Annotated in this window: 19 protein-coding genes, 1 tRNA gene and 1 rRNA gene; 4 read left to right on the top strand and 17 right to left on the bottom strand. The window is 45.2% G+C overall.

Annotated features, from left to right (window positions below; translation table 11 throughout):
- Positions 1-110 precede the first annotated feature (110 nt).
- From V7O63_RS04240 to V7O63_RS04215, 6 genes are read right to left on the bottom strand one after another with little or no spacing between them, the layout of a single operon-like run.
- Positions 111-1127, bottom strand: coding sequence for an ATP-binding protein (locus V7O63_RS04240; RefSeq protein ID WP_340820789.1), 1017 nt, complete (start codon positions 1125-1127; stop codon positions 111-113).
- A gap of 6 nt (positions 1128-1133) precedes the next feature.
- On the bottom strand, positions 1134-1706 hold the full coding sequence (locus V7O63_RS04235) for a SpoIIE family protein phosphatase (protein WP_340820269.1): 573 nt from the start codon (positions 1704-1706) through the stop codon (positions 1134-1136).
- Positions 1697-2140, bottom strand: a complete 444-nt coding sequence (locus V7O63_RS04230) for an ATP-binding protein (RefSeq protein WP_340820268.1) — start codon at positions 2138-2140, stop codon at positions 1697-1699. The genes V7O63_RS04235 and V7O63_RS04230 overlap by 10 nt, the downstream gene beginning before the upstream one ends.
- Positions 2141-2145: 5 nt before the next feature.
- A complete protein-coding gene (locus V7O63_RS04225; RefSeq protein WP_340820267.1) occupies positions 2146-2553 on the bottom strand; it encodes an ATP-binding protein in 408 nt (135 codons plus the stop codon).
- Positions 2540-2914 carry an STAS domain-containing protein gene (locus V7O63_RS04220; RefSeq protein ID WP_340820266.1) on the bottom strand — a complete coding sequence of 125 codons (375 nt, stop codon included), beginning with the start codon at positions 2912-2914 and terminating at the stop codon, positions 2540-2542. The genes V7O63_RS04225 and V7O63_RS04220 overlap by 14 nt, the downstream gene beginning before the upstream one ends.
- 15 nt (positions 2915-2929) lie before the next feature.
- Positions 2930-3730: a PAS domain-containing protein gene (locus tag V7O63_RS04215; protein WP_340820265.1), complete on the bottom strand. Its 801-nt coding sequence runs from the start codon at positions 3728-3730 to the stop codon at positions 2930-2932.
- A 225-nt stretch (positions 3731-3955) separates the two neighbouring features.
- On the opposite strand from V7O63_RS04215, the gene serB reads away from it, so the two are divergent.
- The gene (gene serB / locus V7O63_RS04210) at positions 3956-4624 is read left to right on the top strand and encodes a phosphoserine phosphatase SerB (protein WP_340820264.1); all 669 of its coding nucleotides are present in this window, start codon (positions 3956-3958) and stop codon (positions 4622-4624) included.
- A gap of 70 nt (positions 4625-4694) precedes the next feature.
- Complete coding sequence (locus V7O63_RS04205; protein ID WP_340820788.1) at positions 4695-5555, top strand: coiled-coil protein; 861 nt, start codon at positions 4695-4697, stop codon at positions 5553-5555.
- Positions 5556-5627: 72 nt separating this feature from the next.
- On the opposite strand, the gene V7O63_RS04200 is transcribed toward V7O63_RS04205, so the two are convergent.
- The 9 genes from V7O63_RS04200 to tgtA all read right to left on the bottom strand — a co-directional run bounded on the left by V7O63_RS04200 (position 5628) and on the right by tgtA (position 15511).
- Complete coding sequence (locus V7O63_RS04200) at positions 5628-6773, bottom strand: radical SAM protein (protein ID WP_340820263.1); 1146 nt, start codon at positions 6771-6773, stop codon at positions 5628-5630.
- Positions 6774-6776: 3 nt separating this feature from the next.
- A complete protein-coding gene (locus V7O63_RS04195; protein WP_340820262.1) occupies positions 6777-7934 on the bottom strand; it encodes an NAD(P)/FAD-dependent oxidoreductase in 1158 nt (385 codons plus the stop codon).
- Positions 7935-7948: 14 nt separating this feature from the next.
- Positions 7949-8914, bottom strand: a complete 966-nt coding sequence (locus V7O63_RS04190; protein WP_340820261.1) for a UbiA family prenyltransferase — start codon at positions 8912-8914, stop codon at positions 7949-7951.
- A gap of 173 nt (positions 8915-9087) precedes the next feature.
- Positions 9088-9939: a hypothetical protein gene (locus V7O63_RS04185; protein ID WP_340820259.1), complete on the bottom strand. Its 852-nt coding sequence runs from the start codon at positions 9937-9939 to the stop codon at positions 9088-9090.
- A 224-nt stretch (positions 9940-10163) separates the two neighbouring features.
- Positions 10164-10571 carry a SufE family protein gene (locus tag V7O63_RS04180; protein ID WP_340820258.1) on the bottom strand — a complete coding sequence of 136 codons (408 nt, stop codon included), beginning with the start codon at positions 10569-10571 and terminating at the stop codon, positions 10164-10166.
- Positions 10568-11749, bottom strand: a complete 1182-nt coding sequence (locus V7O63_RS04175) for a cysteine desulfurase (RefSeq protein ID WP_340820257.1) — start codon at positions 11747-11749, stop codon at positions 10568-10570. Before V7O63_RS04175 ends, V7O63_RS04180 begins: the two co-directional genes overlap by 4 nt.
- Positions 11746-12708, bottom strand: a complete 963-nt coding sequence (gene egtD / locus V7O63_RS04170) for an L-histidine N(alpha)-methyltransferase (protein ID WP_340820256.1) — start codon at positions 12706-12708, stop codon at positions 11746-11748. Before egtD ends, V7O63_RS04175 begins: the two co-directional genes overlap by 4 nt.
- Positions 12708-13967 carry a rhodanese-like domain-containing protein gene (locus tag V7O63_RS04165; protein ID WP_340820255.1) on the bottom strand — a complete coding sequence of 420 codons (1260 nt, stop codon included), beginning with the start codon at positions 13965-13967 and terminating at the stop codon, positions 12708-12710. Before V7O63_RS04165 ends, egtD begins: the two co-directional genes overlap by 1 nt.
- A 74-nt stretch (positions 13968-14041) precedes the next feature.
- The gene (gene tgtA / locus V7O63_RS04160; protein WP_340820787.1) at positions 14042-15511 is read right to left on the bottom strand and encodes a tRNA guanosine(15) transglycosylase TgtA; all 1470 of its coding nucleotides are present in this window, start codon (positions 15509-15511) and stop codon (positions 14042-14044) included.
- 120 nt (positions 15512-15631) lie between these two features.
- On the opposite strand from tgtA, the gene V7O63_RS04155 reads away from it, so the two are divergent.
- Positions 15632-17089 (top strand): TrkH family potassium uptake protein, encoded by a 1458-nt coding sequence (locus tag V7O63_RS04155; protein ID WP_340820254.1) that lies wholly within the window; start codon positions 15632-15634, stop codon positions 17087-17089.
- Positions 17086-17745, top strand: coding sequence for a TrkA family potassium uptake protein (locus V7O63_RS04150; protein WP_340820253.1), 660 nt, complete (start codon positions 17086-17088; stop codon positions 17743-17745). The genes V7O63_RS04155 and V7O63_RS04150 overlap by 4 nt, the downstream gene beginning before the upstream one ends.
- 233 nt (positions 17746-17978) lie before the next feature.
- Here V7O63_RS04150 and rrf read toward each other — a convergent pair.
- Positions 17979-18100: ribosomal RNA gene (gene rrf, locus V7O63_RS04145) — 5S ribosomal RNA — on the bottom strand.
- A 26-nt stretch (positions 18101-18126) separates the two neighbouring features.
- Positions 18127-18198, bottom strand: a tRNA-Cys gene (locus tag V7O63_RS04140).
- Positions 18199-18249 lie beyond the last annotated feature (51 nt).

Genomic DNA, 18249 nt, shown 5'->3' with positions numbered 1-18249 from the left:
AGTGCAATGTGCAGTGTAGCATATATTACTTTTGGAATGATTCGCTAACTGTCAAAAATGAGAGAATACACCAAAAATAAAATAAAAAGGAGAAAATATGAAAATGTGGATTAAGTTGTACGTACCTTGTTGAGCCTCACCCAGAAAGTACTGCCAGCTTCGGGAGAATTGCTATCCACACCTACACTGCCATTGTGGAGGGTAACTACCTTGTGCACGATCGCAAGTCCGAGACCTGTTCCCTTGATACTTCCTTTCTTGACCTTATCAAGTCTTGAGAAACGGGTGAAGATAAATTCCCTGTCACTCTCAGGGATGCCACTTCCCTGGTCCTTCACATTGACATTCCATTGATCCCCTTCATCCAGTATAGTGATATGGACGTGACTGCCACGGGGACTGTACTTGATGGCATTGGAAATAAGATTCATGAAGACCTGCTCGATAACAGAATTGGCCATTGTGAGATAAGAACCCTCAGTATCAAGAGCAACGGTCATCTCGCTTTCCTCGAATCTTGGCATGAAGCTGTCGACTATTTCCCCGAGAATGGAACCAATATCCATTGAAGAGAACTCAATTCCTTCAACTGAATCCAGTTTGGCAAATTCCGCTGCCTTCTCTATGATATCGATAAGATTCTTGTTGCTCTTATTGATATTTGAAAGCAATGACCTTTTCTTTTCATCATCTTCCCATTCAAGCAGGATCGAGACAAAACCATTGACAAGGGAAGCAGGATTCAAAAGATCGTGACGCATTATATCTGCAAAGAGCTCTTTGAGGTCATTGGAATGCTGCAATTCCCGGGCATATTCCTCCACTTCCCTCTTGCTCTTTTCAAGGTCCTCTATCCATTGCCTGAATGCAAGACCGTATGCCATCATGACCTCTACAAGAGGAGTTGAAAGGAAACCCACACATTCCATCATGCTCTTTGCAGGAAGATCTGTTGCCAGCTTCTTTACAGCCATTTCGTGCATTTCGATGATATCTTCAGGAGGAACATTGAACCTTACAAGTTCGTACCCAAGGTCATCTGACCTCATCAGATATTTCTCTTCACGGGTTGATACATAGCCCTTCAGGATATCATAATACCGCTCATTGAAATCAGCTTTGTTAATAGTGGATCACCCCTTTGCATACACAAGTATGGTCGCGTCGTCCGTCATGCGTCCGTAGTCCTCAAGTATCCTCTTTGCCAGTTGTTGTTCATCCTGCAGCAGGTATCTGTCATACGATGATAGCTTGATACTCTCGGGGATGCCATCAGTCCACATGATCACAAGGTCATAGGGAGAGAGGTCACTCCTCTCCACATGCAGATGCCTATATCCTCCACCCACTATACCCCAGCTTGAAGGGAGATGAGATGACTTCTCACCATACATCATTGTACGGGTATTCCCGATACCAGCATATTCAAGGCTGGAATCGTTCTGATCGATACGTGCAATGCTCATTGCTGCACCTCTTGTATGCCTGATAGCCTTATTGCAACCTGAGAACAATCTATCGAGGGAATCGTCCAGGTGACAGGATACGTAATCCAGAGCTTCTTTTGCTGCCTCTTCAGCACGTTCCCCATGCCCCAGACCATCGATCATGCACAGGGTCACTATATCATCCTCTATCCACCAGTCACACTGGTCACCGCAATGTACGTCATTATTGAATGAACGGGATTCCGTTGCTACTCGCATGAATGCCACAACCTTGTTATTATTAGTGTATGTGAATCGTCTGTTACTGTGATTTCGAGTTCGTCCATAGCCCTATTAACTGCGGGAAGTCCTGAACCGAGACCCGGACCGGTGGAATAACCATCCTGCAGGGCAAGTTCCACGTCCTTTATACCGGGGCCTTCATCGCAGGAAACGATCTCTATACCCACAACTCCATCTTTCATAACAGCCCTGATGGTTATGGAACCCCCGTAGCTGGCATGAAATATCAGGTTCGAAGCAAGTTCTGATGCCGATGAAGCTGCTCTGCATACATCGATATGAGAGAAACCAAGCTTCTTTGCCACCCATCTTGCACTCGTCTGGACGTTTGCAACATGAGGACGGTCCTTTACCTCTATCGTTACCTCCTGATCATCTCCGGGGAACGTGTTATCACAGTTATCAGACATTCTTATCAGACATTAGGACGACTCATTTCCAGGTTTATTTTTGTTAATCCGGGACTTGATTCAATGGAGAAATCATTGACCAGCCGCTTTGCACCGGGAAGACCTGCACCAAGGCCACCACCGGTGGTATAGCCATCTTCCATGGCCTTATCGATATCCTCTATACCGGGACCATAATCCTCTATTTGCACTTTGATCACTATCTCAGAAGGTGTAGACTCGGTGGTTAGATGACATACGCCATGTCCTGCGTATTTGATCACATTCCTTGCCAGTTCAGAGATAGCTGTAGCCATACGGGTCTGATCTGCGGAACCAAAGCCGATATCAGCCATCTCCTGCCTTGCAACCTGCCTGGCTATGAGAATATCATCCTCTATCTTAAGCTCTATACTTTTCTCACTTATGATCATCAACTCCTTCAGCGATCATTTCCAGAAGCTTATCAAATCCCTTGTCAAGATTCAGGGCAGTCTCTACCCCTATAAGCTCACGTCCCATTTCCACCAGTGTCAGTGCAACCATTGGCTGCATACCACAGAGAACGACCTTTGCACCCATAAGGCGTGCCATTCTCGCGGTCTCGTTGATCACACGGGCCATGAAGGAATCAACGATATCCATTGCAGTGATATCTATTATCAGGCCTTTTGCATCGCTCTTTTCCAGAAAGGAAACAACATCCGACTGATACCTCAGGGCATCATCATCGGTCATATCGCTTTGAATCGATGTGAGGAGGATGTTCTTCAGTTTAAGTATTGGTATCTGCATGGAACCACCTGTGAATCAAACAAGTTTCTTGCCCAGAATGTCAAATGCCTTTGAGACACCATCACGTAGTGAACCACTGGTCTTTATGTCACCCAGATTGACACCAAGTGTCACAAGGGTCTGTGCGACATTAGGACTGAATCCGGTGATGATAACCTCTGCACCTAGCATTTTCCCTGCGCTCACGGTCTTGAGTATGTGCTGCGCAACACTGGTATCTATCATAGGGACACCGGTCACATCGAGTATTGCCACAGCTGCCTCATTCTCGACTATGGAAGATAACAGGTTCTCTATTATCTGCTGGGCGCGCATGGTGTCAATTACACCAACGAGCGGAAGGATCACTATTCCATCCCACAGTTTGATGACAGGTGTTGAGAGTTCCATTATGGTTCGGCTGTGTGCCCTGACCTCTGCCTCGATCTTCACTCTCTCTGTTATATCGATGACATATTCGAGTCCGCCTACAATGTTACCGGCCTTGTCCTTCAAAGGAGATGCAGTATATTCTACAGGGAACGTACGTCCTGCCGCTGTCATCTCATTCCTCCAGACAAATACACGGTCATTTTCCATTGCCTGTTTCACACGACAATTATCGGTTCTGCAGTGAGGGGATTGTACAAGGTCATAGCATTTTCTACCTTTAACGTGTTCAAGGTCCTCTTCAAGCCAGTTGCATCCTACTGCATTGAGGTTCAATACGTTATAATCCCGGTCTATCGCCATGACCATGCATGGTAGCTGATCAAGTACATCTTTCGTAATATCAAAGTCTCCGGTGCTGCATGATTGTGTTTCGGTGGTTTCCATAATTGTCACCCATTATTGATTACACGGATATATCGGGAGTATTATATTATAGTAATTATATATAAAATGAGTACACTCTTTGCCTTCTTTTGAAGATATCCGGAAAATAGATTTTCTGTTGATCTGCCTCTATCGAAAACCTTAAAAGCAATGTAACGTATTTCACATCAATCTCGGCACTTAAATACTGTTTCAATACGGGATTCAAATTTCAGGTTTGATGAAGTGAATCGCACCAGCAATAAGCCTAACAGGGTCAAGTTAATAGTTTTTGATATGGACAGCACTCTTATTGATGCTGAGACCATTGACGAACTGGCACACGCCGCAGGAGTGGGAGACGAAGTTGCCGCTATCACCGAAAGAGCAATGCACGGGGAACTTGATTTTTCCGAAGCACTTGTGGAAAGAGTGAGGCTGCTTAAAGGACTTTCACTGGATGATGCGCACGTTGCCCTCGACAAGATGCCACTTATGCCCGGTGCGAAAGAGCTTGTTGATCACCTGAGATCCCGGGGTTATAAGACTGCAATGATCTCCGGAGGATTTACCATAGCTGCAGAGCGCGTTGGTAAGAACCTTGGAATGGATCATGTAGTCGCTAATGAACTTCTCATAGACAATGGACATCTCACAGGAGAGGTCAAAGGTCCTCTTACAGAACAGGGTTCCAAGGAACATGTTCTTGAAAGGATCGCTGAAAGGTATGGGATAAAGCCTGATGAATGCATAGTGGTTGGCGATGGTGCCAATGACATATGTATATTCAAGATGGCAAGGTACGCAATAGCCTTCAATTCCAAACCGATCCTGCGTGAATTTGCGAATATTGTCATTACAGAGAAGAACCTTGAAGCAGTTATTCCGGTAATCCAGTCACTGGAATCGGAGTAATGCCAGGTATCGTGCATTAGAAATGCATGAAATGCCAGCTTTTTTGCTGGACCGGGAGGACAAAAAGGCAATGATCAAAGAACTTAACGACAAGAAGACTGAGCTCAAGACACAGTCAGAAGAGTACAAGACCAAACGTAACGAACTCAATGCAGAGGCAAGCACACTTGCATCAAAGCGCAATGAGCTGAACAAGAAGACCAAGGACCTTATCAACGAGGCACAGGAATACAAGGTGCTCCGTGACGAGAACAACGAGAAGGTTAAGGAGAACAAGGCACTCCGTGATGAGGTCAACAACAAGGCGAACGATGTATTTGCCAAGATAGACCAGATCCGCAACGATAACAACCTTAGTGGTCCATCGATCAAGGATATACGCAAAGAGATCGACAGGTTGGAATTCTCACAGCAGACCGAAGTCCTTACAACCAACAAGGAAAGAGAGCTGGTCAACAAGATCACTGAACTCCAGAAGCAGTATGTTGTCAAGAAGCAGCAGCTCGAGGGCAATGAAGAGCTCAAGAACCTGATGGCAGAAGCACAGGAGATCAGGGACGAAGCTTCACAGTTCCACACTACACTTTCAGAGTACGCACAGAAGGCACAGGAATATCATGACAAGATGATCACCACCTTCAAAGAGGCTGACAAGGTACGTGCAGAATCAGATGCTGCTCATAAAGAATTCGTTCAATTCCAGGAAAAAGCTGATGAACAGCACAAGCTTTTCATTGCAGCACAGAAAGAGATCCGTGATATCGACAAGGAACTCCGCAAGATGAAGAAGGGAGATGTCGATGGAAAGAAGGAAGCTGCAAAGGCAGATGCCCGCAAGGATGCGGAAGACATCATGGACAAGTTCAAGTCCGGAGAAAAGCTGACGATGGAGAACCTGATGGCTATCCAGAGATCAGGCGTCCTGAAATAATCAAAATTCCGAGGGTGTTCTCACCCTCATTCAACTGTTTTTTTATTAATTCTAACTCATTAAAGAGTAGATTTACTTTTCAAGTCCAAGGTGGACCTTTCTGAACTCAGCATCCCTCATAAGACACGGACCTGAGTTGAAAACAGGGTCTTTGTATATCTTCTTCCAGATGTCAGCCAGTCTCTCATCATGGATGTTGCCATATGGCTTCGGCATGCACGCACATGGGAGGACATTACCTTCAGGAGTCACATGTAGCCATTTGCGCCCTGCAAAACATCCCATCTTCCTGATTATCTGAGGTATCGGGAAAACCCTGGGTCCTTCTGCATGGGAAGTACGTTCCACGAAATCATCGAACTTCTTCAGACCTTCAGGTGAGACGACCTCTTTCTCATGACCCTCCCATCTTCCTGTAGGGACGATCTCATAGAAAGACAGCTCATGGACACCCAGCTCCTTTGCAAGCTCGTAGAACTCATCCAGTTCATCGACATTCCGTGGTGAAAGGACAACATAGATACCAACCAGGAGGCCTGCATCAATACCGTATTTTATAGCGTTGGTAGCCTCTTTGAAAACCCCGGGACGACCACGCATATAGTCGTGACCTTCTGCATTTGCACTGTCAAGACTTATGCTGAGCATTGAAAGGCCTGCCCGTTTAAGGCTTTGAGCACGCTCAGGGGTCATACCCACACCGGATGTGAAAAGACCCGGTATCGCCTTTGACTGGTCTACATAGGATATCAGGTCCTCAAGACCATCGTAGAGAAGAGGCTCACCTCCATCGAAGATGATGAGCGTGGTCCCCATGTCCTGTGTCTGGTCGATGACACTTTTCACGGCATCAGGGTCCAGTTTTGCCTTATTCTTCGTGTCCGGCAGTGCACAGTGAAGACACCTGTTGGGACATTCCTCTGTAATGGAGATGGTGATCTGTTCTGGAACGAACTTACCCCTCATGGCACGCATCTGGCTTGACACAAGACGGTCGAAGGCCTTGCTTGGGATCGGGGGCATCCATGTGGAATAGATCAGTTTATCATTTTCCACCTTTGATGGTTTTGTATCCTCGAATATCTCCATCATATCCGAGACTAAAGAACCCATGACCGAAGATGCTATACCCGAGGTCTTCATCTTCACCCTGTCATTCTCGATCTGGGCATATACTTTGAAAAAGGGGTTCTTATAAAAATAATATTTCTTATTCATGGCTCACTTTGATCTGAATACAGCTCTATATGAGAGGATAGAAGAAGGATTGTTCTTCAATATCATCTTCGATACCTGCAATGCCTGATTGAAAGGAGTTCCGCTAAGTACCTTAAGGTCCTCACCCTCGAAGACCTCCATCAGACCGTCGATCTCCTTATCGGTCATCTTCCTCATGGTCTCCATGGCGAACCTTCCAAGGTAGTACTCTGTCCTGTAGGCATCGTTCCAGAGTCTCCTGTACTCTGACAGGGACCTCTTTGATGTATCGCCTTTCTTTATCGCGTCGGCTGCAACGTCACCGCACATCTGTCCTGCATGCATACCATAGCCTATACCGGATTGTGCTGCAGAACCTCCCACTATCATGACACCATCGGCCACGATATCACCGGGAATGGCAACTATAGGGTCGCCACCAACGGACTTGCTGATGATCTTAACCTCATCCAGTCCTTTCAATGACTTGAACCTCTCAAGCCATGCATCGAAGAAGTCGGACACATCCGTGCCATGTCTGCGGACATACATACCAAGGGTTGCCCTGTTACCACCGCATGGTGAATATGTGGATTTCCAGCCGGGTGCATGATTACCTACATAGTACTCAAACAGGTCAGGTTCACCGATACCCTCTGCTTCTATCTCAGCTTCCAGTGACCAGGCAATATCCTGTGGATACTTTATTGGTTTCATGCCCAGAAGTGCACTTATCTTTGAATTGATACCGTCGGAGACTATGACAAGTTTACACTTTGCCTTGCCTTTTGAAGTGCTCACTATGAATCCGGAATCCTTCCTGAGAACATTGAGAACATCCACACCAAAGCGAACATCCACGCCGGCATCCTTTGCCTGTTCGATGTAGAACTCGTCGAACTTCTTGCGGTCAAGGAAGTAGGCATCTCCCTCGAAGATGACGTTCTTGCCGGACGGTGCTATGATGTAGGCACCCTTGAGATTCTTGATGACATAGCTCTGGTCCACTTCCTCACCTGTACGGTCGAACATACCTTTGAAGAATGTGTTGGCAGGGTGGGTTGGCACACCTGCAGCTTCCTTTTTATCGAGGAGTATTACCTTGCATCCTTTTCTTGATGCGTTCCTTGCTGCCATCACCCCTGCAGGTGAAGCACCTATTACAATGATATCTGCGTCCATGTTGAACCTCAAAGTTACCACAGGATACCGGAATATGCCGGTACGAGTATGCAAAGTATTACGTCAAGTATGAGAGAACCGAACATTATGCCCCTGTATCTGGAGCCCTGCAGGAACAGTCTTCCACCGCGCCCCTCTGTCGGGTTCTTTATGAAATCAAATGATTGTGTGAGCATCCAGCCACCTGCGAGCAATGCGCCTGCAAAATAGACAGGACCGATCTTCGCTGTCAGACCTATGGCAATAGAGGCGATAACACCTACTACCCACATGAAGGTCACAAACTTTGCTGTTGCGGGAATACCGAATGTCACAGGGAATGTGGGTGCACCCCTTGCCCTGTCACCTTCAACATCCCTTGCCACACCTGAGAGTGTAAAGCCCCAGTCGGTGAAACACATCATCAGGCCAAGGAAGATCGCAGGAACAGGAAGTATGTCACCATAGGAAGGGACAGTTCCGAAAAGCCCCGGATATCCTATGATCCCGGCTGAGTCGAATGCAAGCCAGATGCCTATTGGAACAAGACCGTAAGCGATACCTACCGGAACAAAGCTCAGGAACGTGGCCCTTTTAGCCACTGCTGAGTAGACACTTATGGTTCCCACAGCTATGAGAAGCACCACAAAGGACTCGACATTCAGGACCAATGCCGCCACACTGGCGATGATGAAAAGGAGAAGAGCATACTTTAGAGCCTGAGAACGTTTGAGTCTGTTTGATACCAGTGGACGGTTGGGAAGATTTATCTCATCGATATCGACATCACAGTAGTCATTATACACATAGGAACTTGTGATAGCCGCATAACCGCCGATCACTGCAATTATGAAAGGAATAAGCATAGGGAAAGAGCCTGTAGCAAGATAGGCTGCCAGCAAAGCACTCGCTGCAGGAAGGGCAAAGTCCATATCCGCTATCTCCGGCCTTAACATTTCCAGATAGGGATTTCGTGTTTTAGAGCCTGAAGTGGAAACCAAGTATATCACCTGTAGATTATAGGTTCTAATCACCAGTATCGTATATTAGTATTAGGGTAAAGCGGAAAAAACCGAATTGATTTTGAAAAGTGAAATAAAAGGAATGTCTGAATGCTTAAACAAGTCCTTAAACCTCACTATTATAGTACCATATAGGCTCGAAATATATATGATTACACTGTACTTTCATTTAGTTTGTTTATCTGAACAGAATAATACCTGACCATAGAAAGACATAGCATGATTGAAAGTTCTGCATCTGCTCTTGTAACAGGGTATCCGCAGTGTGGACCAATATGATGATAACGCCAAATCTTTTGTCTCAAATCTTCTATCTTTTCACTTTTACTACTTTCACCATCTTTATGGAATGAACCATAGTCAACAATATCAGCCATTTCTTTTTTCATTTCAATCTTGTTGCTGGAATTTTTTCCTGTAACAATTGGCATAAGCTCTTCCAAGACTAATCTACACTTTGATACCACTTCATTATTTTTACCTTCATAGAACAGAGTTTGAGCTTCATCTAGGCCTCTAATTATATTATTCAACTCATCTAGTTGAGGAATATCTGGCCAGATCATTTCAAAAATCTTGTATCGAGTATACCCCATTTTCGTTGCTAAATTAATCCAATCAAGTTGGGATAATTTATAAGAATCAAATTGCCTATCAAATACCTGCGGAGTCTGATTGGCTTTATCTATTGATAAATTTAAATAAAGGCAGTTAAGAGAACCACTTATGTGGACATCACCATTTTTTCTAGATTGATCTATGATTTCAAAAATATAAGGAGTTATTTGAATATCCTCATTGAAGTAATGAGAGCCATGATTATCAATTCTTATAGAGCTATAACTAGAAGTACTTCCTACAACAACTCCTGCAAAACGTAGGTTTATTTTATAGCCTAGTAACTCGATGGGGTATAGCTCAGGATTTTTAAGGTGTAACTGTATTTTGAGAACAGGAATTGCACGCTTTTCAGCATCAATGTGTTGTATTTTTACTTCAAACATAAGGCATCTCCTGACAGATTTAACACCTCTATTAAATATTAACTTTTGCAGGTATTGTAAATAACCTAATCATTTATTACTATGAATCTAAAAAGAACAACTACACAGAAATCGTTTGAAACTTGATGATCACACATAGATAAATGTATATTGTCCAAACATCTCAATGTATAGACAATAGTCAATATTACTAGATCCTACACACAGTAAAAATCCAAAAAATCCTAACTAACTCCTTCCTCAGCGATCTCCCGAATCCTCCTGATGATCGACATCAGACCATCAGCCCTCGCTGGAGAAAGATTAGACTTCAAACCTATCTCATCAATGAAATACAGGTCCGTATCAAGGATATCCTGAGGGTAACGGTTGTTCAGCACCCTGAGTACTAAGGCAACGATACCTTTGGTTATCATGGCATCACTGTCATACTCGAAATGCAATCTCTTACCATTGATATAACTCCTTATCCAGACCTTTGACTGGCATCCGCTTATCGTATTCTCCTCTGTCCTGAACTCTTCAGCCATGGTCTCGACCTCCCTGGCCGAGGATATCAGCAGTTCGTACTTGTCGAACCACTCCAGTCCTTCGAACTCCTTTATAATCTCATCCTGAATGGCATCGCTCATGAGTGCAGCATCCTTACCTTCTCTATGCCTTCGACCAGCATGTCGACATCTTCCTTAGTATTATATAGTGCAAAGCTTGCCCTTACCGTACCTTCAACTCCAAGTGTTCTCATCAATGGCTGAGCGCAGTGGTGTCCGGTCCTGACGGCTATTCCCATCTTATCCATGATCAGACCTGCATCATAGTGATGGACACCTTTCAGGTTGAAAGAGATGGCACCGCACATCTCATCAGTGTTACCATAGACTGTCACATCATCCATTTCAAGCAGCCTGTCCCTTGCATAGGAATAGACCTCATGCTCATGCTCTTTTATCTTATCCATGCCTATCTTCTGCATATAATCAATCGCTGCACCGATGCTTATCGCTCCTGCAATATCCGGCGTCCCCGCCTCATATCTCAGGGGAGGGTCCAGATAGGTGGTTTTCTCAAGGGTCACCTTATCCACCATACCGCCTCCTCCCCTTGCCGGCATCATGTCACTGAAACGTTCACTTGTATAAAGAACACCCACACCGGTGGATGCATACATCTTGTGACCGGAGAATGCAAGAAAATCACAGCCAATGTCCTTCACATCAAGAGACATATGCTGTATCGACTGGGCAGCATCCACTAAAACCGGAATATCATGGTCCCTTGCAATACTGACGATATCTTTGATATCATTGACAGAGCCAAGGACATTGGAAGCATGGCTGATAGCTATCAATTTCGTTCTGTCAGTTATCTCCAGAGAATCCGCCAGCAGATTACAATCATCATCTATCGGAATTGCCTTCAAAATAGCTCCTGCCATCTGCCAGGATACGATATTGGAATGGTGTTCCACACCTGTCACGATGACCTCGTTTCCTCTCAAAGATGGTTCCAGTGAGCGTGCAACCTGGTTGATGGAATCTGTCGTACCGGCAGTGAACGTCACTTCAGCAGGGTTTCCGGCACCTATGAACTCACTGACCTTCTCCCTTGCCTTCTCATATCTCTCACTTGAGACCTCGCTCAGGTAGTGAACGCCACGATGGATATTACTGTAATCCGACCTGTAGAACCCGGCAATCGTATCGATCACACATTCCGGTTTCTGGGTCGTTGCTGCACTATCGAGATAGACAAGTCTTCTGCCATAGACCTCTTTTTCAAGTATGGGGAAATCCTTTGCAGCATCTATCATCTTTTCACCATCTCAACAAGAGAGAACCATTTCCTGTCATCGGTAAAGACCTCCTCCACATCAAGTCCCGCTGCGTCTGCCAGTTTTTCGATATCTTTGGCAGTATATTTGTGTGAGTTCTCTGTATGTATCATCTCATCTTTCACAATGATCATCTTTTCATTCAGCCCCGGAACCGTTATTTCCATATCCCTCTTTGCCCTCAGGTGCATCTCGATCCTTGAATATTCCCTGTTGAAAAAGGCCACATGCTCAAAATCGTCCGGGTCGAAGTTGGTTCCAAGGTTATCGTTTGTGACGTTCAGTATGTTCTTGTTGAATTCAGCGGTCACACCCTGACTGTCGTTATAGGCCCTTTCGATGACATCGATGTCCTTCACCATATCCATGCCAAGTATGAGCCTGTCTTCGTCGTTCATGACCTCACCCAGATTGCCCATGAACTCCATCGCCTTTGCCTCACTGAGATTCCCTATTGTACTCCCGAAGAAACAGAAGAACCTTTTTCGGTCACCCGGGATCTTCTCCATATGTTCCAGGAAATCAGCAGTTATGCCATGTATCTCCATCTCAGGGTACTTTACATGGAGATTACACGCCGATTTCTCAATTGCCTCCTTACAGACGTCAACCGGATAGTAGGCCATGGTAGCACGGATATCTTCCGGCACTTCATCAAGGAAAACGGATATCTTCGAGCAGTCACCACTTCCAAGCTCTACAATATCGCAGTCCTTTAATTCATGTCTCAACTTTCTGGCAGTTGAAGCAAGAAGTGGTATCTCGATCTTAGGAGGATAGTATTCCTCCAGTCCCGTGATATGCTCGAACAGTTCCGAACCCCTGTGATCATAGAAGAACATTGATGGGATCATTTTGGGGTATGACCTCAGACCGGCCAGGAGTCTGTCCCTTACTGAACTTTCCCCTGTCGGGGGCATGAAATCCTCAATTATCATTACTCAGGCACCCCGGTCTCAAATGGAAGGTCATTGTTGCTCCATTCGAACCATCCACCATCATAGACGGCTGCCTTATCCCAACCCATGAGCCACGCATTGAAGAAAGCCTCGCTGCCCCTCCAGCCGGTCCCACAGTAGAAAGCATTGCGCTTATCAGAGGTTATACCTATCTTTTCCCAGCTTTCTGCAACCTCGTGATATTCACGCATGGTATGGTCAAGGTTCCTGTAGTTCTCCATGTGGTAGGCATCCGAACCACAATCATCGAACACTGCACCAGGGATCCTACCCTTCTTCTCAATGTAGTTGTAACCACTAACTTCCCCTATGTATTCTCTCCAGCTTCTGACACATACCAGGTTCTTGTCAGGCGATGCAAGGATATCCTTTGCCTCCTCCAGATCAACAGCTATCTCAGGTTTCTGAGGGATATCAACTCCGAAAGATACTCTGTCCTTGCTGACCGGTTCTTTTGTTATAGCATATCCGGAGTCAAGCCATGACTGAAGTCCGCCGTTAAGTATGCGAACATCCTTTACCCCGGCATAGAGCATTATGAATGCAGCCCTTATAGATCCAAGATGACCTGCGCTGCTCCCGGGGAAGGGGTCATCATTGTTAGGGAATGAGAATCTTCCATAAAGGACCACTGTGGTATCAGAACTTATACCTGCATTTTCCAGAGTCTCTTTTATCTCTTCAGGCGAGCGACGATTCCACGTCTCAGTGGATTCAAGAGAATTCGTATCAATTGATATCGCCCCGGGGATATGTCCCTCTTCATAATCAGAAGGATTCCTGTAGTGACCATGGCACACCACGAACCTGTCATTGTCGTATTCAGGAGCATTCCCTGTGCTGATCAACTGGTTAAGCCAGTCTGCCGAAACAAGCTGCCTGTATCTTTCAAGATGTTCCATTGGCAGGTCCTTTTCAACCCATTCGGAAAATGAGTCAAGAACGGCAACATCTGGATAACCGGCCCTTTCAAACTGCCTTGCAACCTCTTCTGCCCTTTCCTGATCATAACCATAGATGACCAGGGAATCATCAGGCACTATACCTTTGTTCCTGACGATCTCTATCCAGTCTATATAATGTAACCATTTGTATGGCAGAGACTTTGCACCTTTGATGTGACCGCCTTTTGCCTCCCCGTTCTCCTTCCAGCCATTATAAGCATCAACCGACCTTATATCGACCAGCTTATATCCATCTATATTGTCCAATAGATCGTCAGTTAAAATAACTCCCATGAAGTTACATTTGTTAGACTCTTATATGTAATTTAGTATTGGGAAAATGAAGGTTTAAAAAAGAAAGAAAATGATCAGTCATTCTTTGGAGGAACGACTGTGAAGTTGTCCATTTCTGCAAGTTTTTCCACAAGAGGGTGTTCGAACCTGTCATTCATCAGGAAAGTATAGGTTGCATCAGGGTTCAATTCCACAAGCTTGATGGTGTTCTGATATGCAGTTTCAAGTGACTCGTGGTCAGGTGTCCTTACAACCTCTGCATTGAAAGGATAGACCTCTGCAAGTTCCTGTGGATAAGAACCGAATGGGGGCTTGAACATCATGACATTATCATACTCTTTGTCTATTTTCGTTGGATATGCCCTGATAAGCACAGACCCTTCGATGCTAAGCCTTTCCAGTTGTTTGTTAAAACGCAGGACCTCTGGCCTCTTTGCGGATTCCGGTCCGCAGTAGAAGAATGTGGACTTGGATGAAGGGTCGCACTCTTCCAGCCATGGGGAATAAGTGTACATCTGCTTCAATGCTTCCAGCATCCTTGGGTGTGAACGGCAGCGCTGTTCTACAAGCTCCAGAAGATTGCCTTCCCATATGGCCTGTTTGACCTCACGCACCTCTTCAAATGTGACATAGAGGTTGTGTCTTGCAAGAAGTTCGGTACAGTTGTGTGCCTTTTTCAACTCCTCTGCAGTATGTGCCATACATACAGGACAGGAACATGGCAGGTATTTGAGCTGGTCCACATGATATGTACCCCTTGAGGTTATGTAGCGTCTGTCCTTTGCATAGAGTGCATAGGCTGCTGAGTCAAACAGGTCGCAACCCAGCGCAACGGCAAGAGCGAACATCATTGGATGACCGGCTCCGAACAGGTGCACAGGTGCTGTAGGGTCAAGACCCTTTTTAGCTGAAGCAATAACATCCACAAGGTCCGCATAGCGGTATGATTCCATGAGTGGCACAACAGCCCCGAAAGGATAGACATCAAAGCCAACGTCTGAAAGCTCACGGGCACACTCTTCACGGAGGTCTTTGTAAGTGGCACCCTGTACAGGACCTGCAAGGAGCATACCATCCTTCACAAGCCCTCTTGCTTCCTTGAGACGCTCTATAGTGATATCCATATCTTCCTTCGCTTTCTCATAGGAGACATCAGGATGTGTGGGGATATCAAGAGGGACACCGATATCCGTACCGATCTTCTGCTGGAAATCGATGATCTGTTCATTTGTGACCTCTACTTCACCGTAGACGGAAAGCTGGAAGGAACCAGAATCGGTCATAAGAGGACCGTCAAAATCAAGCAATGCATGCAGACCGTCCTTGAGTGCCTTTTCCCTTAACTCATCCTTGCGGTAGATGATATATGAATTGGTGATAAGTATCTCAGCACCGAAATCCCTCATCTCTGAAGGTTTTATGGTCTGAATGTTAGGATTGATGACAGGCATCACAGTAGGGGTTTCCACAACCCCGTGAGGAGTTGTCAGTTTACCGATGCGCCCTGCTGCATCCTTATGGATTATATCGAATTGTGACATGATCCTGTAGATGAGGTCAAGATATATTTAAGCTTCCTCTCAGGGAGACTGGATACTAAAAGGCAGGATGAAGACAGCCCATACATGATATATTTTATAAAGTTTCAGGGAGCATTATTACCTATGTACGAACTGCATACCCCTGTTGACATAAAGGCGGTTTCCAGGTACATGGGATATTACCTGATAGCATTTGCGTTCGTACTTATCGTGCCGATGATGGCAGCACTTTTGCTTTCTAACACTGAGGCAGCCATGTATTACGGAGGTACTGCTGTTTCAGTTTTCATTGTTGGGTCCATTATCTACAGAGCCTTACCGGAGTACGAGCTTGAGACAAAGGAAGCACTCATTATAGTGGCACTGGTTTTCCCGCTTTCCGCTTTTCTCAGCGCTATACCCATGTCCCTGTCAACAGGTATGCCATTCTTTGATGCTTATTTTGAAAGTGTTTCTGCTGTGACCACTACCGGACTCAGCGTTGCACCTCCTGACGCAGGACCAGTTTTCCTGTTTGCCCGTTCATGGGGGCAGTGGGTGGGAGGAATTGGGATAATCCTTGTTGTGCTTTCTGTTCTGATAAGGCCGGGAACTACAGCTTTCAGGATATACAAAGCCAACTACGGCGACATGAAGATCAAACCAACTGTGATATCGACAACACGTACACTCGGCAAGGTGTACATTATCATAACTCTGGTATCTATAGTACTGTTATTAATAAGTGGGATGTCACTCTTTGATTCCATATGCCATGCATTCTGTTGTGTATCAACAGGGGGATTCTCAACACAGGGTGATAGCATAGGAGCATATCAGGGCAATCTCATACCTGCTGCTATCAGTATATCATGCCTCCTTGGTGCGGTGAGCTTTGTGCTCTATCCGTATCTTTTGAAGAAACCGGAGAAGTTCTTTGTTAACAGGGAACTGAGATATTTCCTGGGGATGCTGTTATTGGGAGCGATCATATTCGCATTCACATTATCAAGAGAGGAATTTGAATATAATAGTATCAAGGACAACCTTTTCCAGATAATATCTGCATCCACCACAGCAGGCTATTCTACATTCGACCTTTCTATCCTGTCCGAGGCTTCAAAAGCTGTCTTGATATTCATGATGTGGATAGGAGGAAGTATGGGATCCACTGCCGGTGGTATCAAAGTGTTCAGAGTTCTTTTGCTTTTTAAAGTGGTACATAACGTACTGCTGAGATTGTTCCTTCCCAGAGAAACAATAACCCCCATGAAGATAGAGGACCATGTCATAGAGAGTGATGAGATATACAATCTTGTGACATTCATGCTGCTCTATACTCTGATACTGGTCATCTCATCATTCATTTTCATGCTTTATGGGGTTGATACAAGCAATGCAGTCTTCGAATCATCGAGCGCCCTGAGCACTGTGGGACTTTCCTCGGGAGTGACCGGTGCTTCCATGCCCATTCTACTGAAAGCGGTATTGATAATAGATATGCTGTTTGGCAGAATAGAGATAATTCCATTGATACTGCTGCTTATGCCGGGAACATGGATAAAAAGAAAGAGGAACAATAGGAGGATGGTGAAAGTATGAGAGTGATAGTTGTGGGTGCAGGTTCACTGGGTATCCAGCTTACGAAGAATATGATAGCCCAGGGAAGAGAGGTCATACTGATAGAGAAGGATGAGGCAATTGCCAAAGAGCTTGCAGAGACCCTGGATTGCACCGTGATCAATGCAGAGGGTACAAGACCTGACATACTTGAGAAAGCCGATCTTGCCAATGCAAATGCTGTTGTTGCCTGCACAACCAATGATCAGAACAATATCCTGATCGGTCTGATCGCCAGGGATGCAAAGGTAGAAAAGATAGTCCTGAAGATCGATGATAGGCAGTTCATGGATGTTGCCAACAAACTTGGCTTCTCTTATATGATCAATCCCTCAAGCATATCTTCCAGTTATATATCAGATGTTCTCAGGGGAATAAATACAATTGAACTGAGTAATCTGGTGCGTTCAAATGTTCGTTTTATGGGAATTATGGCTACGGAAGATGTCATCAACAAAAAATTGTCGGAAATTTCATTACCTGAAGAAAGTGCTTTCATCGGACTTTACCGCAAGAGTGAGTTTATCCTTGCAGAGAAAGACCCAAAGATACGTGAAAAAGATGAGATCCTCATTGTTACAAAAGCAGATTTCATCAAGGATGTGAATGAAGCTATGGGACGGAAGATAGAGGAGTAGGGGAAATAAGGCAACATTAAGTCAGTTCATATTTGTTCTGCATATGTGCCGCGCTTTGCGCGGTACCATATTCACTTTTTGAGATTTAAACACAAGCACAGGATTAACTAACCATTCGCCTGATTATGGTTACAAAAAGCATAGTCTCCGAGAAAGAATAAAAAAACCAGAACTACAGAGCAGTTGCTCTGAAGTGATAAAAAGCCAGTAAAAAGAGATAAGTTGTATGAGTGAGTTGGCAGCGTTCTATAGTTCCCAAAGACTCTCGTACTTAAGTACAGTATAGGACGCAGGCGGACTTATCTTCTGTGTTCGGGATGGGTACAGGAATTGCCCCGCCGCTATGGCCGCCAAACTCTCTCATGATGAAGGTAAACGTAAAGCCAAGATCCGGATTCGAACCGGAATGGAATCGCTCTGCAGGCGATTGCGTAGCCGCTCCGCCATCTTGGCAATGAGCGATTGATGAACGGATTCATACTATTTATACATTACCTTAGATAA

This window comes from Methanolobus sp. WCC4 (genome assembly GCF_038022665.1).
In the GTDB taxonomy this organism is placed as follows: Archaea; Halobacteriota; Methanosarcinia; order Methanosarcinales; family Methanosarcinaceae; genus Methanolobus.
The sequence above is the reverse complement of the archived record's forward strand: the minus strand, read 5'-3'. Positions and strand labels throughout refer to the sequence as shown.

Coding starts and splice junctions, on each gene's coding strand:
- V7O63_RS04235 (WP_340820269.1), bottom strand. CDS start 1,706: ATGCGAGTAGCAACGGAATCCCGTTCATTCAATAATGACGTACATTGC.
- V7O63_RS04230 (WP_340820268.1), bottom strand. CDS start 2,140: ATGTCTGATAACTGTGATAACACGTTCCCCGGAGATGATCAGGAGGTA.
- V7O63_RS04225 (WP_340820267.1), bottom strand. CDS start 2,553: ATGATCATAAGTGAGAAAAGTATAGAGCTTAAGATAGAGGATGATATT.
- V7O63_RS04220 (WP_340820266.1), bottom strand. CDS start 2,914: ATGCAGATACCAATACTTAAACTGAAGAACATCCTCCTCACATCGATT.
- V7O63_RS04215 (WP_340820265.1), bottom strand. CDS start 3,730: ATGGAAACCACCGAAACACAATCATGCAGCACCGGAGACTTTGATATT.
- V7O63_RS04205 (WP_340820788.1), top strand. CDS start 4,695: ATGATCAAAGAACTTAACGACAAGAAGACTGAGCTCAAGACACAGTCA.
- V7O63_RS04200 (WP_340820263.1), bottom strand. CDS start 6,773: ATGAATAAGAAATATTATTTTTATAAGAACCCCTTTTTCAAAGTATAT.
- V7O63_RS04195 (WP_340820262.1), bottom strand. CDS start 7,934: ATGGACGCAGATATCATTGTAATAGGTGCTTCACCTGCAGGGGTGATG.
- V7O63_RS04185 (WP_340820259.1), bottom strand. CDS start 9,939: ATGTTTGAAGTAAAAATACAACACATTGATGCTGAAAAGCGTGCAATT.
- V7O63_RS04180 (WP_340820258.1), bottom strand. CDS start 10,571: ATGAGCGATGCCATTCAGGATGAGATTATAAAGGAGTTCGAAGGACTG.
- V7O63_RS04175 (WP_340820257.1), bottom strand. CDS start 11,749: ATGATAGATGCTGCAAAGGATTTCCCCATACTTGAAAAAGAGGTCTAT.
- egtD (WP_340820256.1), bottom strand. CDS start 12,708: ATGATAATTGAGGATTTCATGCCCCCGACAGGGGAAAGTTCAGTAAGG.
- V7O63_RS04165 (WP_340820255.1), bottom strand. CDS start 13,967: ATGGGAGTTATTTTAACTGACGATCTATTGGACAATATAGATGGATAT.
- V7O63_RS04155 (WP_340820254.1), top strand. CDS start 15,632: ATGTACGAACTGCATACCCCTGTTGACATAAAGGCGGTTTCCAGGTAC.
- V7O63_RS04150 (WP_340820253.1), top strand. CDS start 17,086: ATGAGAGTGATAGTTGTGGGTGCAGGTTCACTGGGTATCCAGCTTACG.